The following is a 23,532-nucleotide window of genomic DNA, read 5'->3' as shown; positions in this document are numbered from 1 at the left end:
GCACGCTCAGGCGTCGCGGTTGCGCAGCACGGCCCAGGCACCGAGCATGCCTGCGACGACCCATCCGGCGAGCGTCACGGAGGCGACCTGCCAGGTCAGACCCCAGTCGTCCTGCGGCAGGATCACGTTCTGCGCTGCGGCGGACGGCAGGTAGTTCGCGAGATCGAGGATCCAGCGCCAGCCGTCACCCGCCATGCCGAACATGCTCACCACGACCGGCAGCACGAACAGCAGGCCGACCGTCGCGGCGATCGCACCGGCGCCGTTGCGGATGATGAACCCGAAGGCGACGCCGATCAGGGCGAACACGGCCATGGTCACCGAGGCGACCAGCACGGGAACGATCGATCCCTTGAAGTCGCCCCAGTCGATGCCGAGGTCCTTGCCGGCGAGGATCGGAGTCACGATCGCGGCGGTGACGGCGAAGATCACCAGCGACGCGACGAACATGAAGACGGCCAGCACGGTCGCCTTCGCGGCGAGCACGCCGCCGCGGATCGGGTTCGCGGTGAGGGTGGAGCGGATCATGCCGGTGGAGTACTCGCCGGTCACCGCGATCGCACCGAGGATGCCTGCCAGCAGCATCGTGAACTGGATCGGCGAGACCACGGCCTGGATGCCGGGGAAGCCGCTGTCACCGGGGACGGAGGCAGCGATCAGCGTGCCGATTCCGACGGTGAGCACGGCGGTGATCGCGATCGACCACCAGGTGGAGCGCACCGTGGCGAGCTTGATCCACTCGCTGCGAAGTGCGTGCCCGAAGTTCAGCCGGTAGTCCGAGGTCTCGGTGTGCGTGCGCCGGGCCGGCGCGGTCTGGACGCTCATGCGATGTCCTTGCTCTTGTACTCGACGGAGTCGCCGGTGAGGGCCATGTAGGCCTCTTCGAGCGAGCCGCTGGTCGGGGTGAGTTCGTGCAGCGGGATGCGGTGCTCGGCGGCGAGATCGCCGATGCGGGATGCCGGAACGCCGACGACGTCGAACGTCTCGGGTCCGGTGCTGACGATCTCGGTGGCGGGGCCCGCGACGACGGCCGCGAGATCGGCGGCGCGCGGGGTGCGCACGCGCACGGTGGTGCTGGTCCAGGCGCGGACGAGCTCATCCAGCGGAGCATCCGCCAGCACCTTGCCGCGGCCGAGCACGATGACGTGGTCGGCGGTCTGCGCCATCTCGCTCATGAGGTGGCTGGAGAGCAGCACGGTGCGTCCCTCGGATGCCGCGTGGCGGACGAACTGACGCACCCAGCGCACGCCCTCGGGGTCGAGACCGTTGACCGGCTCGTCGAGGATGAGGGTGTGCGGGTCGCCGAGGAGCGCGGCGGCCAGGCCGAGGCGCTGCCCCATGCCGAGCGAGAACTTGCCGGCGCGCTTGTTCGCGACTGAGCCGATGCCGGCGATGTCGATGACCTCGTCGACGCGCGACGACGGGATGCCGTGGGTGGCGGCCATCGCGCGCAGGTGGTTGCGAGCGGTGCGGCCGGTGTGCACGGCCTTGGCGTCGAGCAGCACGCCCACCTCGGTGAGCGGTGCGGGCAGCCGGCGGTACTCCTGACCGCTGACGGTGACGCGCCCCGACGTCGGCTTGTCCAGCCCGACGATCATGCGCATCGTGGTCGACTTGCCGGCGCCGTTCGGTCCGAGGAACCCGGTGACCATACCGGGCCGCACGGTGAACGACACGTCGTCGACGGCCTTCTTGTCTCCGAACCTCTTGCCGAGGCCTTCTGCTGTGATCATGTCTTCGACGCTATTCGCGGCAGTGGGCCCCGCGCGTCCGCCTGCTGGATGATCCTGCGGCGGACGGGTGGTACCTGGGTGCCACTCCCCTGGTCGTGGAGCGAGCGCGGCTTCCCGGTGCTCGAGCGAGGGCAGCGAGACGAAACGCCGCCGCCCGAACCTTATGGTTGTGGAATGACCGACGTCAACGATGGTTCGGCTCCCATCGGCTCACTCTCCGGCATCGATCTGGATCCCCGACTGGAATCGGCATATCGCACGATCGTCGCAATCGGGCCGACGGATTCCGCCACGCTCCCCACGCGACTGGACGGGAGCGCCGCGATGGCGCAGACCCTGATCGCCGACCTCGCCGCCGCACGGCTCATCGACATCCACGCAGACGGCCGGGTCGAGGCCGTCTCGCCGGCGCTGGCGTTCGGGAGCGAACTCGCTCGGCGCGAGCAGCAGATCCGCGAGGCCCGAGCCGCACTCGACAGCCTCAGCGACCAGTACCGCTCGGCTCGGGAGCAGACGGCATCGGACGGCATCGAGATCGTGCGAGGCCGGGACGAGATCGGCTCCTGGCTCACCCACCTGCTGCTCTCCGGCCGGGAGCAGTTCCGGCTGTTCGCGAAGCCGCCGTTCGCCGTGTTCGGGCTCGCCGAGACGGACACCGAACGGGAGATCGCCGGCCGCAGGCTGCGCGAGCGCGTGATCATCGAGCGGACCGTGCTCGACGAGCCCGCCGCCGAGAAGGACCTGCTCGCATCCCTGGACCGGGGACAGGAGATCCGGATGATGCAGTCGCTGCCGGCGAAGCTGCTGATCGTCGACGATGCGGCGGCGATCGTGCAGCTTGACGACGGCGGGATGGAGCACTCCGCGATCGCCGTGGTGCGCCCCGGCGGGCTGCTGGACTGCCTGACGTTCAGCTTCGAGAGTCTGTGGCGTTCGGCGATGCAGCTTCGGGAGGGTCCGGGCGGCACGGTCGATTCGTCGCTCGCCTCCCCGAACGACCTCGCAGATCCTGCGGACCGTGAGGTGCTGGCACTGCTGCTCGCCGGACACACGGATGCCGCTGTCGCGTCGCGGTTGGGAATCGGTCTGCGGACGGTGCAGCGGCGGGTGCGGCATCTGATGGATCTCGCCGGCACCGACTCGCGGGTGCTGCTCGGCTGGCACGCGCGCGACCGCGGCTGGCTGTAGCGCCCGCGCACGCGGAGTCCCGCCGGACCCTTGACGAGTCCGGCGGGACGCGTGTCACTCGGTGAGCGCGGCAGGGATGCCGAGCATCACCGTGCTTGACGGCGCCTGGCCGGGCCCGCCCTCGCCGTAGACCATCAGCTGGCCACGGTTGTTGATGTCGAAACTGTAGGTGGGGACGAAGTAGCTCCCCTTCTCCACCGGCACCATGCCGGAGACGTCCCACAGCCGGCCCTGCGGATCCCACAGCGCGGAGACCGCGTAGTCGGGGTCCAGCTCCACGGTGCCGAGGATCCAGCCGTCGTCGGAGATCTTCTCCGCCGTCGCGTTGTACCCGTAGTCGGCGAGACGCTTCATCCCGCCGTTCCGGGTCCACACGAAAGCGTCGTCACCGCTGGTGCCGACCACCGCGCCGGTCGCGTTGACATCGTTCGCCTGCGCCGAGTACTGACCCGGCAGCGTGCCGAGGTCGCGGATCGCCCCGGTCGCGGCGTCCCACGTCACCGCGTGCGCATCCCACTCCGTGGTGAGCGAGTTGCCCACGATCGTGCCGGCGTCGTTGATCGCGCGAGGCTGATCACCGGCCAGGTTGTCCGACAGGTGCTCCAACTTGCGGAACCCGCCTTCTGCGGTGCGCACGAATCCGTCACTGTAGTTGTGGTACTTGCCGTCGGACTCCTTGATGGTCGCCTCCGAGAAACCCGCGACGACGCCGTTGCCGTTGATGCCCGTCGCGTAACCCGCCGAGTACGCACGCCAGTCCGGATTTCCGATCACGGTCAGCGCGCCGTCAGCGGCCCAGGTGGCGGGGACATTGTGCAGTGCGCTGTCGGTCGCGATGCCCGAGGCCTCCCTCTTCTGGTTCATCGCCATCGCTGCCCCGTACTTGCTGTCGTCGAGGCTCAGGTTCACGAACCCGTCCTCCGCCGTCCAGGTCGTCGGAGTCATCCGGGCGTTGTACTGCCGGTCACCCGCAACCATTCCGTCGTCGGTCAGGGCCGCGCCGACGAAGGGCGGCGCCCACTTCACGACGTCGAGCTGCGGCACCTCGACCTTGGCGATGTCGACGTCGACCGCCCCGATGAACGTGCCGTGCTCATTGGCGACCCGCATCCTGGCGACCATGGGATCGCCGGTCAACTGCCGCGCGGCGACGGTGAGGTCACCGGCGACCGGCATGGTCGCCCCGGACGCCAGGTCGAACGTCGCATCCGACGCGCCCGTGATCGTGCCCTGCCCCACCGAGTACATCTCCTGGTGGTAGTCGAAGGTGACACCACCCTCGGGCACCGCCATTCCAGTCACCACGATGTAGTACGTGCCGGGCTTCGGGTTGTCGACGATGATGCGCTCGGCCCCGTTCCCGCTCGTGGTCCCCTGTCCGATCGGCCGACCGTTGAAGTACACGTAGAAGTCCAGGTCGGCAGGCGTCCGCGGGGTCAGCATGGCGTCCAGGCGGGTCGTGCCGCGGGGCACGAACAGCTGGTTGGCCGTGAGCTGCCCCTGGGTGACGGTCGAGAACAGGTTGCGCACGGTGCCGACCTCACCCGCCGCGACGTGTGCCGTGACAGGCCCGTAGACGTTCTTCCCGGTCGCGGCGAGATCGGTCGGCGCGTTCATCGTGACCGCGTCGAGCGTCGTCCTCTTCGGGTCGAAGGTCATGCCCTGCAGCGAGACCGCGGCCTTGTAGGTGTTGGCATCCGTTCCCGAGGTGCGCCTGGCCTCGATGACGAACTCCCACACGCCGGCCTTCGGCCGGTACACCGCGCGGGCGTTCGGGTCGCACTTGGCCGGATCCGCATAGTTCGTGTAGCAGTGGTTGCTCGCGTTCGAGTCCGCCGGGATCCCGTCGGGATCGATCGGAAGCACTCGAACCTGGCTGTTCGCGGCCACCCCGTCCAGAGTCAGCTGCAGTGCCTCTACGCCCTCGGGCACCGGTACCAGCAGCGACGTCGAACCCGCCCGCGGGAGGGTGCCGGATGTGGTCGCCGAGAAGCCGGGTGCCTTCAGGGGCTGGGTCGCCAGCACCGTGACGTTCACGAACTGGTCGATGCCAACCGTCGCGGGATCGTCGATCGTCATGATCGCACTGTGCACGCCCGGCTTCGCGGCCTTGGCGGTGACGGTGACATCGGCCGCATCGTCACGCTTCAGCGGCAGTGACGAGCGGGCCTTGAACGTGCCGTCGTTGCCGATCCAGCCGATCTTGTGGGCGACGCTGCGTGTGCTGCCGTCGGTTCGTTCGACCGACACCGTGTAGCTCTTGGAGGTACCCACGACCTGTCCGCCGCCGCCCGGCAGGCAGCGGTTGTAGATGCCGTCGCCGGTTCCGGGCTTCGGAAGCGCATCCGAGAGCGAAGTGCACACCGGCGCACTGATCTTCAGAGTGTTCACCGACACCTTCTTGGCCAGCTGCCGCCAGGCTCCGGCGGTGTCGATGATGCCGGTGCCCTGCGCCGCTGCGGGAACTCCGGCGATCGGCTTCGCCGTGCCGGTGAGTGCCGTCTTGATCGCGGCCGGGTCGGCCTGGATGGAGCGAGCCTTGGCCGCCGAGAGCAGCAGAGCCGTCGCGCCTGTGACCTGCGGCGCCGCCATCGAGGTGCCGTTGAGCATGCCGTACCCGACGGGGAGCGCGTAGCCGGCCTCGGGAACCGCCTGCCCGTCGAGCCACATCGGGATCGACGAGACGGCCGCGCCCGGTGCAGACACCTGCGGTGCGAAGCTGCCGTCTTCGGCGGGCCCGCGCGAGGAGAAGCCGAAGATGTTCTGCTTCGCCGAGACCAGGGAACCGTAGTCGGCCCACCAGGTGCGGGCGCTGACGGATGCGGCGACCGAGATCGCCTTGTTCGCCACCGACGGCGAACTCACGGTATTGGTGCCGAGGCCATCGTTGCCCGCGGCCACGATGATCTGCACGCCGGAACCCTCGATGAGCGTGTCATACAGCATCGCGATCACATCGGAGCCGTCGTTGAGCGCGGGCAGCCCTCCGATCGACAGGTTCACGACATCCACGTTGCGGTTCATGACCAGGTCGATCATGCCCTCGGTGAGCGCTGCTGTGGTGCATCCGCCACCCCAGGTGCAGGCGCGGGACGAGACGATCTGGGCTCCGGGAGCCGCCCCGCGCATCTCGCCGCCCAGCATCGAGGTGCCCGCGATGATGCCGGCGACATGCGTGCCGTGCGAGGCACTGGCCAATCCGATGTTCACGTAGTCCGCGGTCTTTCCGACGTTGCTGCCACCGAGCGCGGACAGGTCGACGTCGTCGCGGTACTCCACGACGAACGGGATGCGCTCGTTCGTCGCGGTGTTCGGGTCGTCCGTGCCGAGGTGGCCGACCTGCTGGTCGACCGCGTAGGGAGCGATCTCACCCTCGTCAGTGAAGTCCTGGTCGTTGTCGGAATCGACCCAGATCTTGTGGGTGGTCGGTTCGTAGAGCACACCCCAGCGGGTGGTGTTCCTGCCGTCGCGATCGAGGTCGCCGCCGAAGTCGCTGCCGCTGGTGGCCATCTCGTAGAAGTAGCCGAACTCGAAGTCGCCGGCGGGAGCGGTCCACGTCATGCCGGCGGAGGTGAAGGAGGGGCCGCTCTTCTTCAGCGACATCTGCACCCAGGTGCCGTCTCCATCCGTGACCGGGTCGGTCGCGGTGACCCAGTCGACGATCTTCGGCTTCCCGTCACTGGTCTTCTGCAGCGCGGGATGGTCGATGTCCACTCCGGTGTCGAGCACGCCCACCACGGTGCCACGACCGTCCCAACTCGGATGCTGGTCGGTGAAGGTCGTCGCGCCGGTCTCGCCGATCGGGAGGTAGGGGTTGTCGGCCGGTGTGCGGCCGCCGGGTGCGGCGGGTGCGGCGGCGCGGGGTGCGGCCTTCGCCGACTCGCCGGGGGTTCCATAGCCCGGGCTCGGCACCTTGTAGGTGCGGTCGAGGTCGATCGCCCTCACGGCGGAGAGGCCGGCGAGCGTGCTCACCTCGTCGGTGGGGACGGTCGCGCGCACGTAGCCGAGCTTGTCCGTGACCGCTCCGACGTGGCCGCCGGCCTTCTGCACCGCTCCGATCACGTCGTCGGTCGCGCCCTTCTTGGCGACCATCAGCACGGTGACCGTCTTCTTCTCGGCGGCCTGCGCCTGCTGCAGCATCCGTGTGTCCGCCGCGCCCAGCTTCTCGGTGGCGACGGCGGAAGAGCCGGTCGAGTCGATCGGTGTGAAGCCGTCCTTCTGCGCCTTCTCGTACAGGTCGGCGGCGTCCTTCGTGCCGGCGTCCTTCGTGCCGGCGCCCGTCTTGCCTGCGCCGAGTGCGCCGGGTGCCGGGATGCCGTGATGGCCGGCCGCGAACGGTCCGTCCGGGTCGACCGGCGCCGGTGCTGCGGATGCCCCCATCGGGGTCACCACCATGGCCGTGGCGACGAGCGCCGCGCATGCGGCGCCCATCAGTCTTCTGCGTGTACTCATCGTGCTCCTCGGGGAGGGGGCCAGGAACGGAGTCGACGTCGACGTCGCGGTTGGGGGGCCGCGAGCTACCGGTGATCCTGACGGGGAACCGTGTCTGAATCTGGCAGTGCGACGACGACGCGGTCAATCGAACAGGCGGGCGGGATGACGACATGACGCAAAGCCGCCCGCCGCGCAGCCGCGCCTCGTTCGGCGGAACGGATGCCGCACTCAGGTTTGTTATGCTGGCCAGGCACCATCTCGGGGCTGTAGTTCAATGGCAGAACTTCTGCTTCCCAAGCAGACAGCGCGGGTTCGATTCCCGTCAGCCCCTCCACTGTGAGTTCCTCCGCACGATGCGACCCCATGCGCTCGCTCGGCCAGTCGGCCATTCTTGGATGATGGCCGAAGTCTGGGGCAGATCATGAGGCAGTCGTCGATCTCACGCAGAAGCCTACTGGCCTTGTCCGGCATGGGTCTGCTCAGCGTCGGTATAGCCGGGTGCGCTGCGAGTCCGTCAGGCGATCGCACACCCGCCGATCGTGAACAGGGCTCGACGCGCCGATTGGGAGCGGAGTGGGAAAGCCACGAGCTGACGATCATGTCCTGGCCGACGGCGCTGATCTGGGGAGAGGATCTGCCCTACGTGCGGGATGACATCGCCCGATTGGCGCGCACGATCGCACAGTTCGAGCCCGTCGTCCTGATGACGTCTCCCGACGATGAAGCCGCCGCGCAGCGAGCCGTCGGTTCGGGTGTGGAGGTCCTCACCATCCCAGTGGACGATCTCTGGGCTCGGGACACGGCGCCTGTCTTCGTGGAACACGCCAAGGGCCTCCAGGGCGTGGACTTCAACTTCAATGGCTGGGGCGACAAACAGGAGCACCCGAACGACGGCCACGTGGCTGCGAACCTGCTCGAGGAGCTCGAGATCCCCCGACTTCGTGCCGATCTCATCGCCGAGGGCGGGTCGATCGAGACCGACGGTCGTGGCACGCTGCTGATCACCGAGAGTTCGATCGTCAACGACAACCGCAATCCCGGGCTGTCTCGCGACGAGATCGAGCGGCGCCTGATGGATCTGCTCGGGATGACGGAGGTGATCTGGTTCGACGGCGTGTACGGCGAGGACATCACCGACGCGCACATCGACTCGCTGGTGCGCTTCGTCTCCCCTGGCAGAGTCCTGCTGGATGTCCCCGGCCCCGGAGCGCCGGACGACGTGTGGAAGCAGTCGAGCGACCAGGCGCGCACGGTACTGGACGACGCCGTGGACGCCGACGGCAAGGCCATCGAGGTCACGGAACTCCCTCAGCCCGATTTCTCCCGCATCCGCGGGAAGGGGGACGACTTCCTCGCGTCGTACGTGAACTTCTACATCGGCAACGGGGCCGTCTTCGTCCCGGAGTTCGGCGACCGGCGCTCCGACAAGCGGGCCCAGGGGATCCTGCAGGACGAGTTCCCCGACCGGGAGATCGTGCCCGTGCGGATCGACACCATCGCCTCCGGAGGCGGCGGCATCCATTGCGCGACCCACGACCTGCCGGGGACGCCTGAGCAGAGCTGATCCCGGCAGGACTGCGGATAGCCCTCCCTCCGTCGCGGGCGGGTCAGGAGGTCACCCGGGTGCGCTCGCCGGGAACGTCACCGTCGCCTCGAGACCTCCCCCGTCTCGGGGCCGGAGCCGGAGGGTCGCCCGGTGCCGTTCGACGATCGCGGCGACGATGGACAGTCCGAGTCCGCGGCCGGCGGCCGATGCCCTGCTGGTTCGCCCGTCTCCGCGGACGAACGGTTCGCTGAGCCGTTGCACGGTCTCCTCCGAGAGGACGTCCCCGGTATTGGTGACGCGGAGCTCCGTCGAGCGATCATCGTTCGTGCCGGTGGCGATCCGGAGGCGCCCGCCAGAGGTGTTGTGGCGGATGCCGTTCTGGAGCAGGTTCAGCACCAGCTGGCGCAGCAGGGCGGGATCGCCGTGGATCGGCGCCGTCGTCAGCGCCGCATCGATCACGACATCCGCCGTTTCCGCCTCGCGCGACACGTCGCGCAGGGCGTCTTCGACGATGACCTGCAGGTCCACGTCATCCATCCGCGCGGCGGTGGCCTCGATCTCGGACAGGTCGAGCAGCGCTTCGACCGTCTCGATGCTGCGCTCGTTGACCGCACGCAGGCGGGTCAGCAGGTCTCGTTCCGCCGCCCCGGCCGAGGCGAGCGCCACATCCAGCATCGCTCGGGAGGTGGCCAATGGCGTGCGCAGCTCATGCGACGCGTTCGCCGCGAATCGCCGGTACGAGTCGAACGACTGCTCCAGCTCTTCGAGCATCTCGTCGAAGGTCGCGGCCAGATCGGTGATCTCGTCCCGGGGTCCGTCGAGCGAGATCCGATGGTCGAGGTCTCCGCGGGCGGCTCTGCGCGCGGCCGCACCGACATCCTGCAGCGGCCGAAGCATGTGCCCGGCCACCAGCCACCCCGCCCAGGTTCCGCCCACGGCGAGGAGGATGAGCACTCCCGCGGACACCACCAGCAGCAGTTTCTGGACGTCGCTGAGGGAGCTGACGACCAGCGCCTCGGTCGTCTGAGCGGGGAATCCGGTGCTGGGCGCGCTCGGGGTGCTGCTGACGCCGGAGTCCGGTGGGAGCGCGGGGGTGAGAGGGGCGGCGAACTGGTAGGTCGGCAGGATTCCCAGGAACACGAAGACGATCGCGAGCATGATCAGACCGGCACCGGTGAGCAGCGCCGCGTAGGTCACCGCGAGGCGCGTCCGGACCGTGAACCGGTAGCGCCGCAGGCGCAGCCTCGGTGGCGAGGCCTTCTCACTCGTCGATGACATAGCCGACCCCCGGAACGGTTCGGATCACCCAGGGCTCCCCGAGCTTGCGGCGCAGGGTCGAGATGGTGACCTTCACGGTGTTGGTGAACGGGTTCGCATTCTCATCCCAGGCCTTCTCCAGCAGCGTCTCCGCGCTGACGACCCCGCCCTCCGCACGCAGGAGCACCTCGAGCACGGCGAACTCCTTCCGGCTGAGCGCGACGTGTCGCCCCGACCGCGAGACCTCGCGCCGGAACGGGTCGAGCGCGATCCCGGCCCGCTCCAACTGCGGCGGCAGCGCGGTGAACCGTCGGCGGGACAGCGCACGCAACCGGGCGATCAGTTCCGGGAACTCGAACGGCTTCGGGAGATAGTCGTCTGCCCCGAGTTCGAAGCCGTCAACCTTGTCCCGCAGGCGCCGGGCGGCGGTGAGCATGAGGATCGCTGGACGGGAGTCGCGCGCGGTGAGGATGCGGCACACGTCGTCACCGTGCGTACCCGGGATGTCCCGGTCGAGCAGGATCACGTCGTACTCATTCACGTCCGCGGCGAAGAGGGCGCCATCCCCATCGGCGACCACGTCGGCGGCGATCGCCTCCAGCGCCAGGCCGGCGCGGATGGCCTCGGCGAGGTACGCCTCGTCCTCGACGACAAGCACTCGCATGCGCCCCTCCTGTCTCGATGTGTGCCATTCAAGCATCCGGCAGGTTAAGGAAACGTCAGGTGCAGTCTTTACCGGCTCGTAACCGCTGGTCGCGTGAACTGGCCGTCGCCTCACGAACAGGGGCGACAGAAAGGACCAGACATGACCATCATCAGCACCAAGCGCCATGGTGTCGCCGCCGCCCTCCTCGCGGCGGTGGCATTGACCGTCGCCCTCGCCGGCTGTTCCGCCTCGCCCGGTTCCGACGATCGTGGGAGTTCAGGATCCAGCACCGGTGCGAATGGGGACCTCAAGAGCGGCGATGAGGCTGCAGCGTACGCGGAATGGAGCGACAAGTTCAACGCCTGCATGAAGGACAAGGGCTTCGACATGTCCACGCCCGGCGAGAGCAATTCCCAAGCGGACGCGGAGGCGATGACCAAGGCGGCGGATGGCTGCTACAAGAAGGTCGGCGAGCCGCCCGCAGACCCCAACGTCCCCTCGAACGATGAGCTCAATGAGCAGATGCTGGCGTTCGCGAAGTGCATGCGCGATGCCGGCTACGACTACCCCGACCCCAAGATCGATCCCAATGGCGGGGTCGCGATGGGCCAGGCCATGCCGGCGGACTGGGACCCCGCCGACATCGACGCGTGCAGCAAGAAGGCCGGCATGGGGATGACCGGTGCGAGCGGAGGCGAGAACTGATGCGGCGCGAGACGCAGGATTCCGCCGATCCGATCGTGGAGACGACCGAATCTGCAGCCCTCTCGGACGGGACGGCTGGGCTCACGGCCCGCCGTTCCCGCCGCAAGCCGCTGCTGATCGGGGTGGCCGCGGTCGCCCTGGTCGGGGTGGCTGCAGGGATCGGATACCTCACCTGGCCGGCCGCGTCGGCGGAGGGCAAGAAGGAGGTGAGCGTGGACTACGCCGACGTCGTACGCGGCGACCTCACCGAGATGATGCGGGCCGGCGGCAAGCTGGGGTTCGGTGGGGCACACGATCTGGGCACCAGCCTCGGCGGCACCATCACCTCCTTGCCGAAGATCGGCAGCGTCATCGGCGCCGGCGGACAGCTCTTCCGGGTCGACGACACGGCGGTGCTCCTGTTCCGTGGAAGCCTGCCCATGTGGCGGTCCTTCCAGAGCGGCATGACCGACGGGGTCGACGTGCTGCAGCTCGAACAGAACCTCAAGAGCCTCGGATTCTTCGGCAGGGAACCAGACCGGGAGTTCGGCTGGAGCACCGCCGATGCGATCAAGAAGTGGCAGAAGTCCCTCGGCCTCGAGCGGACCGGCAGCATCGAGATGGGCCGCATCGTCTTCTCGACCGCTGACGTGCGCGTAGCCGCCCACAAGGCCGCCGTCGGCGCCCCGGCCGGCGCCTCGGTGCTCGGAGTCACCGGTACGAGCAAGCAGATCTCCGCGGAGGTCGACCCCGACCTCCGCGCTGTCGCGACCGTCGGCTCGACCGTCCGGATCGTGCTGCCCAACGGTGAGGAGACGACGGGAAAGATCACCAGCATCGGCACTCCGACCGAGCAGGACGATCAGACGAGCGGTGAGAAGAAGCTCAAGCTGCCCCTGACGATCGTCCTGGATGACCCCAAGGCCGCGGACGGTCTCGACGACGTCACCGTGAACGTGATCATCACCCGGGTGAAGGCCGAAGACGCCCTCCAGGTTCCTGTGCTCGCCCTGCTCGCCCGCCCCGGCGGCGCGAACGCCGTCGAAGTCCAGCGGGGCAAGAAGAACAAGGTCGTCGAGGTCACGCTCGGGGTCTTCGCCGACGGCATGGTCCAGATCACCGACGGCGACCTCGAGGAGGGCGACAAGGTGGTGGTGGGCCAGTGAGCGAGCCGATCATCGAACTGCGCGGGGTCACCAGAACCTACGGCAGCCCGCCCACCGTCGCACTGGCCGGCGTCGACCTGCACGTCGCTCGTGGCGAGATGCTCGCCATCGTCGGCCCCAGCGGGTCGGGCAAGTCCACGATGCTGAACCTCATGGGCACGCTCGACCGGGCGAGCTCCGGGGAGATCCTCATCGCCGGTGAGGACACGACCGCGATGAACGACGCCGCCCTCTCGGCGCTGCGTGCGCACACCATCGGTTTCGTCTTCCAGCAGTTCCACCTCTCCGACGGCATCAGCGCTATCGAGAACGTCGCGACCGGTCTCCTCTACACCGGGGTGCCGCCCGCGGAGCGTCGGCGGCGCGCCGCCACCGCTCTGGAACGCGTCGGGCTCGGGCACCGTCTCCAGCACCGTCCACGGCAGATGTCCGGCGGCGAACGACAGCGCGTCGCGATCGCGCGGGCTGTCGTCGGCGAACCGCCGCTGCTGCTCGCCGACGAACCCACCGGCAGCCTCGACACCCGCTCCGGCGCAGCCGTCGTCGAGATCCTGCACGAACTCAACCGCGCCGGAACCACCGTCGTCGTCATCACCCACGACGTCGAACTCGCCGCACGGCTGCCCCGGCGCGTCGCGATCCGGGACGGGCACATCGAACGCGACGAATCCGACCAGACACGAGAGGCAGCATGATGACGACGAGAAGACGATCACGACTCCGTTTCGGCGACCTCCTCGGGCTGGGCAGCCATGGGCTCAAGGCCCACCCCACCAGAGCGGCACTCTCCGCCCTCGGAATCGCCATCGGCATCGCAGCGATGGTCGCCGTCATCGGGATCTCGACCTCGAGCGAGGCCCTCGTCCGCGAACGGCTCGCCTCCCTCGGCACCAACATGCTCACGGCCACCGCGGGCACCGACTTCCTCGGAAAGGACGCGAAGCTCCCCGCCGATGCTGTGGAGCGGATCCGCCGCATCGACGGCGTCGAGACCGCGACCTGGATCGCGACCATGGACAAGGTCAATGTGTATCGCAACGCCGAGATCGACCCCGGAGCGACCGGCGGACTCACCGTCGTCGTCGGCGAGGACTCCCTCCTCAAGGGCACGAACTCCACGCTCATCCGCGGTTCATGGCTCAACCACGCGACACAGCGCTACCCCGCCACCGTCCTCGGATTCCGGGCCGCACAGAAGCTCGGCATCCGCGACGTCGGCTCCAGCGTCTGGATCGGTGGCAACTCGTTCACCGTGGTCGGAATACTCGACCGATCACCCCTGGCCCCCGAACTCGACTCCGCCGCGATCATCGGCGCCGGAATCTCCAAGGAGCTCTTCGGCTTCGACGGCTCCCCGACCACGATCTACGAGCGCTCGGATGACGCACGCGTGGACCAGGTGCGTGACCTGCTCGCCGGAGCCATCAACCCCGAGTCACCGAACGAGGTCAAGGTCAGCCGCCCATCGGATGCACTGGCCGCGAAGAACACCTTCGACCAGGCCTTCACCGGGCTTCTCGTCGGCGTCGGCTCGATCGCCCTGCTCGTCGGAGGGATCGGAGTGGCGAACACCATGGTCATCTCCGTCCTGGAACGACGCCGCGAGATCGGCATGCGCCGCTCGCTCGGTGCGACGCGCGGACACATTCGATCTCAGTTCCTGATCGAGGCCGTCCTGCTCGCCGCCTACGGCGGCATCGCGGGAACCGTGCTCGGCTGGCTCATCACCGCTGTGGTCGCTCGCGGCAACGGCTGGCTCGTGGTCATACCGCCTCAGGTACTGGCCGCAGGCGTCGGCGTGACAGTGCTCGTCGGGGCCGCCGCAGGCGTGCTGCCTGCAGTGCGCGCATCCCGCACCTCACCGACAACGGCGCTGTCCGCATGAGCGGGACCCGCGATTCCCTCCGCACGGGGCAACTAAGACGCTCGGTTCGGAAGGGGGTGGTCGTCGACCGACCGATCGACCCCGCTGCGGTCTCTCTGCCGCCCACGCAGTCCTTCGACCTCACCGAATACCTCGAGGCGCTCGGCGACTCCTCCTCCACGTGAGACGGGTGCGACCTGCTGACGTCCTGGAGTCGTCGAGCTCCGTCAGCCCGTGTCGGCGCCTTGCCTCGTACCCGGCCACCTGCGAGGGTGCCTCGAACCACGTCTGGTTCGCTCGAACAGCCGCTCGGCCTCATCGTCCACGGGCCCCCGCGCTACACGCGTGTCGGACCTTCGCCCCGGTCCCCCACGTGATCAGCGCGTCGAAGGCGCCATCCGGCAGGGCCCGCTTCGCGAACACCAGAGGCTTCACGACCGAATCCGATCCTCGCCGACGGACCCCCGCCGATGACGATCGGGTCGTAGTCGACCGCGCCGGTCGCTGCGCCGGTCAAGCGCCCTGCTTCTTCAGCTTGACGCTCAGCACGACGGCCGAGATCAGGAAGAAGAGCGCGCCGATGCCGGCGTATCCGAATGCCCCGGAGAGCATGCCGCTGCCCTGGACCCCTTGGACGAGGAAGGCCGATCCGGCGAGCACCGAGATGCCTCCGGAGAGCATCTGGGCGACCTGGCCGCCGTTGCCGCGGTTGCGGATCGCGGCGATCAGCTGCGGCGCACCGGCGACGATCGCCCACACGCCCCAGACCGCGAGCGCCGCGGGAATCGCGATCTGCGAGGCGATGCCGAGGGCGATCGCGACGGCGACGCTGAACACGACGTTGACCCATTCGACGGCCTTGGATCGCTGCTTGTCGGGATCGGCTCGCAGCTGCCACAGCACGGCTCCCGCGTCGAAGAGCGGGTAGATGACCAGCAGGGCGGTCAGCAGAGCGCTCGGCTCCGTCGCCTTCGCGAACATCGCGAACATGACCCCCACCCAGATGAGGGCGAACACGGTTCTGACGAGGTACAGAGTGCGCAGCGACCGCGCATAGGACGACGCGTCGGTGACGGACAGCGTTGCGGACATGGGATTTCTCCTTCTGGAACGGGATGCGAAAGTAGAGTTACTAGTTCGTCTACTTACGCAAGGTAGACTACTTGGTACACCTGCGCAAGCAGCGGCGACGGATTCAGGAGATCTAGTGCAGCAGCAAGCCCCCACGGCCGGCCGAAGCAGGTCGGGTCCCGCGACGCGCGAACGCATCCTTCGCGCGGCGAACGAGTTGTTCTATGCGGAAGGGATCCGCGCCACGAGCGCGGACCACATCATCGCGCAGGTCGGCATCACGAAGGTCACCTTCTACCGCCACTTCCCCACGAAGAGCGACCTCGTCGTCGCATACCTGCAGCAGCAGGCCGCGGCAGAGCGTGCGTGGTTCGAGTCACTGCACAGCCCCGGCGACGCAGCAGGCACGCTGCGCGCGATCGCCACGGGAATCGGCACGGCGAGCTGCAGTCCCGGATTCCGAGGCTGCGCGTTCATCAACGCCGCCGCGGAGTTCTCCGATCCGGCCGATCCCGTGCGCGCCGTCGTCGCCGAGCACCGGCAGTGGATGCTGGACGAATTCGCCGCCATCGCGGCCGAGGCCGAGGCGCCCGACGCAGAGACCACCGCGCGTCAGCTCATGATCCTGCGCGACGGGGCGATGGTGAACGGCTATCTCGGCGAACCGGACTCCGTCACGGCCTCGCTCTCCGGCGCCTTCGACTCGGTGATCACGGCCGCGAGCACCTGACACGACGAGAGCCCACTCCCACTCGAGTATCCGCCCCCAGGGGGACGCGCAGGGCGTGATCGGAGACGATACTGGCACCATGCGTCGAAGCAGAGGAACGACCGATCGCCGCTGGGCCGCCTTCGCGGGCGGAGTCCTCGCCGCCAACAGCACGCCTCATCTGGTGACCGCCGCGAGGATGGGCCATCTGCTGACCCCGCTCGCCGGCCCCGACTCCGGACCGGCTGCGAATCTCTGCTGGGGTGCGATGAACCTCACCGCCGCGTCGGCGCTGGTGGCTGTCGCCAGGCGGTCACCCCGGCGGATTCTCGCGCCGTTCGCGCTCGGCTGCGCGGTCTTCGCCGCGTGGGCGCTTCTCTACGAGAGGGTCATCGCTCCCCGGGCCGCCGCGTCATCCGCATCCGACGTCAGCTCTTGACGCCCGTCCCTCGCTTGATGAGCCGGTCGAAGGCGCGGTCGGGCAGAATCCGCTTTGCGAACACGAGCGGCTTCGCCCCGAAACCGATCCGGTACCGCGTCCTCGGGCGCCGCGCGGTGGCGGCCTTGACGATTGCCCTCGCCACGACATCGGGTGACGAGGTCATCCGCGCGTTCGGGAGCGAGCTGCTTCCGAGCGTCTTCGCGACCGCCTCGGCCTGACTCCGGTACGCCCCGCCGCCCGACGTCTCGAGCACCTTCTCGGCCGCGATCGCGCCCCATTCAGTGCGGATCGACCCGGGCTGGATCACCACGACGTCGATGCCGAACGGCGCGAGTTCCATGCGCATCGCGTCGCTGATGGCCTCCACGGCGTACTTGCTGGCGTGGTACCAGGATCCGAGCGGAGTGGTGAAGTTCCCGCCCATCGAGCTGACGTTCATGATCGTCCCGCTGCGCTGCGCGCGCATCTGCGGCAGCACCAGTTGCGCCATGCGCGCGAGCCCGAGCACGTTCACGTCGAGCTGCGCCTGCGCCTCGGTCAGCGGCACGTCCTCCAGCGCGCCGTAGGACCCGTATCCGGCGTTGTTCACGAGCACGTCAATCCGGCCCTGCTCAGCGATGATCTTCTCCACGGCGGCCCTGGCGGATGCGTCGTCGGTGACGTCGAGCGCGATCGTACGGACCCCCGTGGCCTGCAGCTCGGACATGCGATCGACGCGCCGCGCGGCCGCGTACACCGTGAACCCGACCTCGCGCAGACTCCGCGCCGCCGCCTCCCCGATACCTGACGAAGCACCGGTGACCAGTGCGACCTTCGACGACATGTCGTTCTCTCCGTTCTGAGCCCACCCCGGTTCCATCGGGCGTGCACTCCACCGTACGTCCGCCCGCCTAGAAGAAGGCGAGACCAGCGAGGTAGCTCACGCCCATCGTGCCGAGGCCCACGACGAGCGAGCGCGCCAACATCCTTCGTGCCGAGAGTCGGCCGACGCCTGCGGCGACCAGCGACGTCAGCACCAAGGACAGGACCACCGCCGTGATGATCGCGGCCTCCTCGATGGCCACCGGCGCGACGAACGTGATCGTGAGCGGGATCGCCGACCCGATCATGAACGCGATCATCGTCTTCAGCCCCGCGAGCAGCGGCGCCGCACGGGGCATCAGCTCCTCAATCCCGTGCTCGGCGTCCAGCTGCGCGCCGACGGCGTCGTGCGCGCTCAGCTGATCGGCGACCTGTTCGGCGAGTTCGTGCGACAGCCCCTGCTCCTCCCAGTGCGCGGCGAGCACCGCGCGCTCGCGCCGCGGATCCCTCTCCACCTGGCGCCGCTCCTCCGCGGCGATCCGCTGCTCCTCCTCGCGCTCCGAGGCGGTCTCTGCCCACTTGGCCCCACCGGCGCTCAGACCGCCGGCGATCAGCGTGGCCACCGCCGCGAAGAGCAGCAGCCGATCGCCGGCACCCGCCCCCGCAAAACCCTGCAGGAGTCCCGCCGTCGAGATGATGCCGTCGTTCGCGTCGTTCGCCCACGACGCGTCGCGCACCGAGCTCTGCACCCGCCGCCACCAGGATGCGGCCATGCCGGCACCTCCTCCCACCCGCCATCCTGCCAATCGGACGCCGTCTTCGACAGGCTTTGCGTTTCGGTTAAATTCCCGGAATCTTGAACCCTTCCTGTGGTGAAAGTTCGCGTTCTCTGCCACCTAGAGTCGTGGCATGGCCGCCACCGCTGCCGCGCCCACCCACCCGGTGCGCTCGGCGTACTTCGTCTCCGACAGCACGGGCATCACCGCCGAGACCCTCGGCAACGCCCTGCTGGCGAACTTCCCCGGGTTCGTGTTCCGCAAGCACACGATCCCGTTCGTCGACACGGTGGATGCCGCGACCAACGTCGCCAGGCAGATCGCGACCGACGACGCGTCAGGGCTCGAGCCGATCGTGTTCACCACGGCGAAGAACGCCGGAGTCCGCGCGGTGGTCACCGCCGTCCCGGCCACGCACATCGACCTGCTCAGCGGGCACCTCGGCGAGCTCGAGCAGGCTCTCGGCACCACCGCATCCGAGCAGCTCGGCCAGTTCCACATGCTGGGCGACACCACCGAGTACTTCGCCCGCATGCGCGCGGTCGAGTACGCCATCGAGCACGACGACGGGCAGAGCGCCCGCGCCCTCGATCTGGCCGACGTGATCATCGTCGCCCCGAGCCGCTGCGGCAAGACCCCGACGACCATGTACCTGGCCCTGCAGTACGGTCTGCTCGTCGCCAACTACCCGCTCACCGACGACGACTTCCCCACCGAGGACCTCCCACCGCTGATCGCGAAGTACTCCGCGCGCTGCTTCGGCCTCACGACCACTCCGCTGCGCCTCAGCCAGGTGCGCCACGAGCGCCGTCCCGACTCCCGGTACTCCAGCCTCGCGCAGTGCACCACCGAGCTGCGCCGTGCCGAGAAGCTCTACGCCCGCAACAGCATCCCCTTCCTGAACTCCTCGACGAAGAGCGTCGAGGAGATGTCCGCCGTCATCCTGCAGACCCTCGGCCTCCGCCGCTGACCACCCCTTCAGACGAAAGAGCACCTCATGACCAACATCCTCTGGTTCGATGAGATCGGCATGACCGACCTGCCCCAGGTGGGCGGCAAGAACGCCTCCCTCGGCGAGATGATCTCGAATCTCTCCGAACTCGGCGTCCGCGTTCCCGGCGGCTTCGCCACCACCGCCGACGCGTACCGCCGCTTCCTCGAGCACGGCGACCTGCGCGGCCGCATCCGCGACGCGATCGCCGGACTCGATGTCGAGGACGTCACCCGTCTCGCGCTGGTCGGCACCGAGATCCGCACCTGGATCGCCGAGCACCCGCTGCCGGCCGACCTCGAGTCCGACATCCGCACCGCCTACGACCGCCTTGTGGCGACGGATGCCGAGCCCGACACCGTCACCTGGGCGGTGCGCTCCTCGGCCACGGCGGAGGACCTGCCGGACGCCTCGTTCGCCGGCCAGCAGGAGACGTTCCTCAACGTCGGCGGCATCGACAACATCATCGCCGCCATCCGCAGCGTCTACGCCTCGCTCTACAACGACCGCGCGATCGCCTACCGCGTGCACCAGGACTTCGAGCACGACGAGGTCGCCCTCTCTGCCGGCGTACAGCGCATGGTGCGCTCCGACGTCGGGGCCTCCGGCGTCATGTTCACCATCGACACCGAGTCGGGCTTTGACCAGGCCGTGTTCGTGACCAGCTCCTACGGACTCGGCGAGGCCGTGGTGCAGGGCGCCGTGAACCCGGACGAGTTCTACGTCTCGAAGCCCGCGCTGCGCGCCGGACGCCCCGCGATCCTCAAGCGCGCGGTCGGCGAGAAGGCCATCGCCATGCGCTACACCGCGTCCAAGGAGGCGGGCGCGAGCACGGCCTTCGTCGATGTGCCGGCCGATCAGCGTGTGCTGTTCTCGATCACGGATGCCGAGCTCACCGAGCTCGCGCAGCACGCGCTGATCATCGAGGAGCACTACGGCCGTCCGATGGACATCGAGTGGGGCAAGGACGGCGTGGACGGCCAGCTGTACATCCTGCAGGCCCGCCCCGAGACCGTCGTGTCGCGGGCGTCCGCCAACGTCATCCACCGGTTCCGCCTGCAGGAGAGGGGCCCGGTCGCGGCCGAGGGCCGCGCGATCGGACAGCGCATCGGCGCCGGCCCGGTGCGCATCCTGCGGGATGCCACGCAGATGAGCGAATTCCAGACCGGCGACGTCCTCGTCGCGGACATGACCGACCCCGACTGGGAGCCGATCATGAAGCGGGCATCCGCCATCGTCACGAACCGCGGCGGCCGCACCTGCCACGCCGCGATCATCGCCCGCGAACTCGGCATCCCCGCCGTCGTCGGCACCGGCGACGCGACGCGCGCGCTGAGCGACGGCCAGCCGGTCACCGTCTCCTGCGCCGAGGGCGACACCGGCTTCGTCTACGAGGGCATCCTCGCCTTCGGCGAGGAGGAGACAGAGCTTGATCGGATGCCGGAATCGCCGGTGAAGATCATGATGAACGTCGGCACGCCCGACCAGGCGTTCTCGTTCTCACGCCTGCCGAACCGCGGCGTGGGCCTCGCGCGGCTGGAGTTCATCATCAACCGCCAGATCGGCATCCACCCGCGCGCGCTGCTCGAGCGCGACACCCTGCCCGACGACCTGAGGCGCCAGGTGGACGCCCGGATCGCCGCGTACCCGTCGCCGCGGGACTACTTCGTGCAGCGCGTGGTCGAGGGCGTGTCGATGCTCGCCGCCGCCTTCGCGCCGGAACCGGTGATCGTGCGGATGAGCGACTTCAAGTCGAACGAGTACGCCAACCTGCTCGGCGGCGAGCGCTACGAGCCGCACGAGGAGAACCCGATGATCGGGTACCGCGGTGCGTCACGGTACGTCTCGCCCGACTTCCGCGAGTGTTTCGAGATGGAGTGCGAGGCGCTGAAGTTCGTTCGTGACGAGATGGGGCTGACCAACGTGCAGGTGATGGTGCCGTTCGTGCGCACGGTCGCCGAGGGGCAGGCGGTCGTCGAGCTGCTCGCCGAGAACGGGCTGCGCCGCGGGGAGAACGGCCTGAGGGTCGTGATGATGTGCGAGGTGCCCACCAACGCGCTGCTCGCCGACGAGTACCTCGAGCACTTCGACGGCTTCTCGATCGGCTCGAACGACATGACCCAGCTGACGCTCGGCCTCGACCGGGACAGCGCACTCGTCGCCGACACCTTCGACGAGCGCGACCCCGCCGTGCTCAAGCTGCTGTCGATGGCCATCGAGGCGTGCCGCCGCCACGGCAAGTACGTCGGCATCTGCGGTCAGGGCCCGAGCGACCACCCCGAGCTCGCGGAGTGGCTGGTCGGCCAGGGCATCGAGTCGGTGTCGCTGAACCCGGACACGGTCGTGGAGACCTGGCTGCGGTTGGCGAAGCTGGAGCCCGCAGGAGCCTGAGGGCTGGCATCCTCCTGCCGGGGAGCCTTGTGGCATCACCCGGCAGGAGGAAGTCGTCGTCCCGCGGCTCAGCCGCGGGCGGCCTCACCCGGTCCGGCGTACACGCCACGGTTGGGCATGCCGCCGGGCATCACCACGCCCCACGGGTCGCGCTCACCGCCGCTGATCTTCGCTCCGCTGCGCAGAGCGGGTGACCGCTTCAGCAGCCTGTAGCCGTCGAGGTCGTCGACGCCGGTCGCCGTGCCCGGTGCGACGAGCATCGGGTCGGACGTCAGGGCGCGGGCATCCGGGATCACCGACGACGAGGGCGCGTCGGGGCCGTAGTAGACGTTGCTGTCGTAGGTCCACCCTGGCTTCGCGGTGTATCCGCCGGTTCCGAGGTTGTAGAAGATGTTGTTGCTCAGCGTCACGTCGTTGCGACCGCCCTGCGCGTCGAGGATGCCTGTGCTCATCCCGGGCGCGACGGAGAAGACGTTGTTGTGAATCTTCATGTTGTAGAGGTTCGCCCCGCCGCAGATCGTGAACAGCTTGTACCGGTCGTTCTGGCTGACGTTGTACCGGAAGGTTCCGTCGTAGACGCCGCCCGCCCTGCCGTCGGCGCAGAGCAGCAGCGCGCCGCCGTCGTTGTCGTGGCTGAAGTTGTACTGGTAGACGATGCCCCGCGAGGCGTGGTCGAAGTCGAAGGCGTTGCCGTCGCGCGTGGAGTGGCCGCCGGAGACCTCGTTCCGCTGGTAGAGCGTGCCGTCGCCGTCCCAGGTCCACATGCCGACGTTGTAGCCCGTCGAGGTCTCGTTGAATCCCGCGAGGGTGTTGCGCTCGACGAGCGCGTCCTTCGTCATGTGCGGCACGATGCCGTCGCCGCCGATGTGCGCGAGCTCGTTGCCGCGGATCACGACGTTCGTGAACGGGGTGAACGGCGTGAGCGCGCTCTCGCCGTACCCGATGCCGTCGCCGAGCTCCGGGCGGTTCTTCCAGTCGCTCCAGGTGATGATGCCCGAACGGGACACGTTCTCGATGACGTTGTCCTCGATCGTGACCTTGTCGAAGCGGGTGCGCTGGTGCGCGGCATCCGGCGCCGGGTGGTTCTGGTCGTCGAGCCCGGCGATCTTCACGCTGACCTGGATGCCGGCGCTGCCGCCGCCGTCCTTCTTGTCCTCGCCGTTCACGTCGTGAATGTAGAGGTCGTGCAGGCGGATGCCGGACAGCGTCGAGACCTTCGCGAGATCCGTCCGCGCTCCGACGCCGACGTCCTCACCCTCCACGTGCACACCACGCCGGGGAGTCGTCGCCGGCGCGGCACCGTGATTGGTGATCTCGAGACCGCCGATGTCCCAGTACTGCTGGTTGTACAGGTGCACGACGCTCTCGACTCGCCCCTCACCCTGGAGGAGCGGCTTCTCGCCGGTGCCGTAGCTGCCGACGACGATCGGCGATCCCGCCCTTCCGGACCCCTTGGGCGACAGCGCTCCTGTCCACGTCTCCCCGGAGCGGAACAGGATCTCATCGCCGGGTGCGAAGGTCTCCTGATTGACCCGGTCGAGTGACGCCCAGGCCGCTCCGGGCGACGTGCCGCTGTTGCTGTCGTCTCCCGCTGCGGCATCGACGTAGTGCACGTCGGTCCCTTCCGCCTGCGCGGCGCCCGGGGCGACGACGAGTCCGACGACGACAGCCGCTCCGACGAGCAGACCCCCGGCTCTCACGGTGTGCTTCATGTGTTCCGGCTCCTTGAACTGTTCCGAGAGCGTTCCAGCCACGTCCCCAGACCGAGTCGGTCACTCCGTTGTGCATGAATCTGACGAATTGAAGCAGTAAGAATCAGAATCCGTCGTCCTG

19 protein-coding genes and 1 tRNA gene are annotated in these 23,532 nt (G+C 68.6%); 11 read left to right on the top strand and 9 right to left on the bottom strand.

All coding sequences use genetic code 11. The features are described 5' to 3' along the window. Nucleotides 1–6 precede the first annotated feature (6 nt). Together ACFVDO_RS08150 and ACFVDO_RS08145 are read right to left on the bottom strand one after the other, a co-directional pair. The gene (locus ACFVDO_RS08150) at nt 7–825 is read right to left on the bottom strand and encodes an ABC transporter permease subunit (protein ID WP_378855027.1); all 819 of its coding nucleotides are present in this window, start codon (nt 823–825) and stop codon (nt 7–9) included. Further along, nucleotides 822–1,733 carry an ABC transporter ATP-binding protein gene (locus tag ACFVDO_RS08145; protein WP_378855029.1) on the bottom strand — a complete coding sequence of 304 codons (912 nt, stop codon included), beginning with the start codon at nt 1,731–1,733 and terminating at the stop codon, nt 822–824. Before ACFVDO_RS08145 ends, ACFVDO_RS08150 begins: the two co-directional genes overlap by 4 nt. A gap of 174 nt (nt 1,734–1,907) precedes the next feature. On the opposite strand from ACFVDO_RS08145, the gene ACFVDO_RS08140 reads away from it, so the two are divergent. After that, nucleotides 1,908–2,921 (top strand): hypothetical protein, encoded by a 1,014-nt coding sequence (locus ACFVDO_RS08140; protein WP_378855031.1) that lies wholly within the window; start codon nt 1,908–1,910, stop codon nt 2,919–2,921. A gap of 54 nt (nt 2,922–2,975) precedes the next feature. Here ACFVDO_RS08140 and ACFVDO_RS08135 read toward each other — a convergent pair whose 3' ends face one another. Then, nucleotides 2,976–7,373: a S8 family serine peptidase gene (locus ACFVDO_RS08135; protein WP_378855033.1), complete on the bottom strand. Its 4,398-nt coding sequence runs from the start codon at nt 7,371–7,373 to the stop codon at nt 2,976–2,978. A 242-nt stretch (nt 7,374–7,615) separates the two neighbouring features. On the opposite strand from ACFVDO_RS08135, the gene ACFVDO_RS08130 reads away from it, so the two are divergent. Then, nucleotides 7,616–7,689 (top strand) — tRNA-Gly (locus tag ACFVDO_RS08130). 228 nt (nt 7,690–7,917) lie between these two features. After that, nucleotides 7,918–8,919, top strand: coding sequence for an agmatine deiminase family protein (locus tag ACFVDO_RS08125; protein WP_378855035.1), 1,002 nt, complete (start codon nt 7,918–7,920; stop codon nt 8,917–8,919). 51 nt (nt 8,920–8,970) lie between these two features. Here the strand turns inward: ACFVDO_RS08125 and ACFVDO_RS08120 are convergent, their stop codons facing one another. Together ACFVDO_RS08120 and ACFVDO_RS08115 are read right to left on the bottom strand one after the other, a co-directional pair. After that, complete coding sequence (locus tag ACFVDO_RS08120) at nt 8,971–10,179, bottom strand: sensor histidine kinase (RefSeq protein ID WP_378855037.1); 1,209 nt, start codon at nt 10,177–10,179, stop codon at nt 8,971–8,973. Continuing rightward, the gene (locus ACFVDO_RS08115) at nt 10,163–10,822 is read right to left on the bottom strand and encodes a response regulator transcription factor (RefSeq protein WP_378855039.1); all 660 of its coding nucleotides are present in this window, start codon (nt 10,820–10,822) and stop codon (nt 10,163–10,165) included. The genes ACFVDO_RS08120 and ACFVDO_RS08115 overlap by 17 nt, the downstream gene beginning before the upstream one ends. Before the next feature lie 141 nt (nt 10,823–10,963). On the opposite strand from ACFVDO_RS08115, the gene ACFVDO_RS08110 reads away from it, so the two are divergent. The 4 genes from ACFVDO_RS08110 to ACFVDO_RS08095 are packed head-to-tail and all read left to right on the top strand — an operon-like array spanning nt 10,964 to nt 14,539. Then, nucleotides 10,964–11,509, top strand: a complete 546-nt coding sequence (locus ACFVDO_RS08110; RefSeq protein ID WP_378855041.1) for a hypothetical protein — start codon at nt 10,964–10,966, stop codon at nt 11,507–11,509. Then, a complete protein-coding gene (locus tag ACFVDO_RS08105; protein ID WP_378855043.1) occupies nt 11,509–12,654 on the top strand; it encodes a peptidoglycan-binding protein in 1,146 nt (381 codons plus the stop codon). The genes ACFVDO_RS08110 and ACFVDO_RS08105 overlap by 1 nt, the downstream gene beginning before the upstream one ends. Beyond that, nucleotides 12,651–13,349: an ABC transporter ATP-binding protein gene (locus ACFVDO_RS08100; RefSeq protein WP_378855045.1), complete on the top strand. Its 699-nt coding sequence runs from the start codon at nt 12,651–12,653 to the stop codon at nt 13,347–13,349. Before ACFVDO_RS08105 ends, ACFVDO_RS08100 begins: the two co-directional genes overlap by 4 nt. Next, nucleotides 13,349–14,539, top strand: a complete 1,191-nt coding sequence (locus ACFVDO_RS08095) for an ABC transporter permease (protein ID WP_378855047.1) — start codon at nt 13,349–13,351, stop codon at nt 14,537–14,539. The genes ACFVDO_RS08100 and ACFVDO_RS08095 overlap by 1 nt, the downstream gene beginning before the upstream one ends. A 492-nt stretch (nt 14,540–15,031) precedes the next feature. On the opposite strand, the gene ACFVDO_RS08090 is transcribed toward ACFVDO_RS08095, so the two are convergent. Beyond that, nucleotides 15,032–15,610 (bottom strand): hypothetical protein, encoded by a 579-nt coding sequence (locus ACFVDO_RS08090; RefSeq protein WP_378855049.1) that lies wholly within the window; start codon nt 15,608–15,610, stop codon nt 15,032–15,034. A gap of 115 nt (nt 15,611–15,725) precedes the next feature. Here ACFVDO_RS08090 and ACFVDO_RS08085 point away from each other — a divergent pair, with 115 nt between their 5' ends. Further along, nucleotides 15,726–16,319, top strand: coding sequence for a TetR/AcrR family transcriptional regulator (locus ACFVDO_RS08085; RefSeq protein WP_378855051.1), 594 nt, complete (start codon nt 15,726–15,728; stop codon nt 16,317–16,319). 79 nt (nt 16,320–16,398) lie between these two features. Further along, a complete protein-coding gene (locus ACFVDO_RS08080; RefSeq protein ID WP_378855053.1) occupies nt 16,399–16,737 on the top strand; it encodes a hypothetical protein in 339 nt (112 codons plus the stop codon). Here ACFVDO_RS08080 and ACFVDO_RS08075 read toward each other — a convergent pair. Together ACFVDO_RS08075 and ACFVDO_RS08070 are read right to left on the bottom strand one after the other, a co-directional pair. Then, nucleotides 16,727–17,563, bottom strand: coding sequence for an oxidoreductase (locus tag ACFVDO_RS08075; RefSeq protein ID WP_378855055.1), 837 nt, complete (start codon nt 17,561–17,563; stop codon nt 16,727–16,729). The two genes, ACFVDO_RS08080 and ACFVDO_RS08075, sit on opposite strands and share 11 nt — an antisense overlap. Nucleotides 17,564–17,630: 67 nt before the next feature. Continuing rightward, entirely contained in the window at nt 17,631–18,314 is a 684-nt protein-coding gene (locus ACFVDO_RS08070; RefSeq protein WP_378855057.1) for a VIT1/CCC1 transporter family protein, read from the bottom strand. A gap of 136 nt (nt 18,315–18,450) precedes the next feature. On the opposite strand from ACFVDO_RS08070, the gene ACFVDO_RS08065 reads away from it, so the two are divergent. Both ACFVDO_RS08065 and ppsA read left to right on the top strand, forming a co-directional pair. Continuing rightward, nucleotides 18,451–19,287 carry a pyruvate, water dikinase regulatory protein gene (locus tag ACFVDO_RS08065; RefSeq protein ID WP_378855059.1) on the top strand — a complete coding sequence of 279 codons (837 nt, stop codon included), beginning with the start codon at nt 18,451–18,453 and terminating at the stop codon, nt 19,285–19,287. Nucleotides 19,288–19,314: 27 nt separating this feature from the next. Further along, entirely contained in the window at nt 19,315–21,699 is a 2,385-nt protein-coding gene (ppsA, locus tag ACFVDO_RS08060; RefSeq protein WP_378855061.1) for a phosphoenolpyruvate synthase, read from the top strand. A gap of 68 nt (nt 21,700–21,767) precedes the next feature. Here the strand turns inward: ppsA and ACFVDO_RS08055 are convergent, their stop codons facing one another. Beyond that, nucleotides 21,768–23,411 carry a hypothetical protein gene (locus tag ACFVDO_RS08055; protein ID WP_378855063.1) on the bottom strand — a complete coding sequence of 548 codons (1,644 nt, stop codon included), beginning with the start codon at nt 23,409–23,411 and terminating at the stop codon, nt 21,768–21,770. Nucleotides 23,412–23,532 lie beyond the last annotated feature (121 nt).

Source organism: Microbacterium sp. NPDC057741 (genome assembly GCF_042798735.1).
Taxonomy (GTDB): Bacteria; Actinomycetota; Actinomycetes; order Actinomycetales; family Microbacteriaceae; genus Microbacterium.
This window is presented reverse-complemented; position numbering and strand designations above follow the sequence as displayed.